This window comes from Oleiphilus sp. HI0125, from assembly GCF_001635355.1.
In genome coordinates this window covers 1-738 of record NZ_LWGF01000008.1, presented here as the reverse complement: position 1 = coordinate 738, position 738 = coordinate 1, and the positions used below count along the sequence as shown (strand labels likewise).

Genomic DNA, 738 nt, shown 5'->3' with positions numbered 1-738 from the left:
CCTTGCTTTACGCTGGCTGTTGCTAGCGTAAAGCAAGGGGAAGTCCGCTTTACCGATCGTTTGGGTGAGAAAGTTCAATTAGCTGCTGGTATTAATAGCCAAGGTGCATTTGAGGCGGACACCATTGAACGCGCTCTTGCATGCATCGACCGTTTTTCTCAACGATTACACAATATCGACAAAAGTATGATTCAAGTCGTTGGAACTGATGCATTGAGAGTCGCAAAAAATGGTGGGAACTTTATAGCTAAAGCGGAACAAAAATTAGGTGCGCGCATAGAAATTATTTCGGGTTTAGAAGAAGCGCGTTTAATTTATTTAGGTGTCTCACATACATTGGCTGATGACGATGGCCGTAGATTAGTGATCGATATAGGTGGTGGATCGACGGAGTTCATAATTGGTGAACGATTTGAACCACTTGAACGCGCAAGTTTGCACATGGGTTGTGTCTCGTTTAGGGAGCGTTTTTTTAAAGACGGAAAAATAACAAAGATCGGTTTCCATAAAGCTATTGTTCAAGCAGAGCGCGAAATCATGCCGATTAAGAAAATATATAAGAAGAAGGGTTGGGAGCAATGTGTTGGGGCTTCAGGCTCCATCAAAGCAGTTTTTCAAGCGTTAGAAGCAGAAGATGGCACTCAGATAGAGCGACTATCCTATAAGCGATTGAAGACTTTACGAGATCAAATCATTGAACTTGGCCATATTGATAACCTTAACGAGCTAAATATAAAG

At 42.0% G+C, this 738-nt stretch carries 1 pseudogene; it reads left to right on the top strand.

Annotated elements, in window-relative coordinates:
* A pseudogene (locus A3762_RS00500) lies at nt 1-738 on the top strand (exopolyphosphatase); the annotation flags it as partial.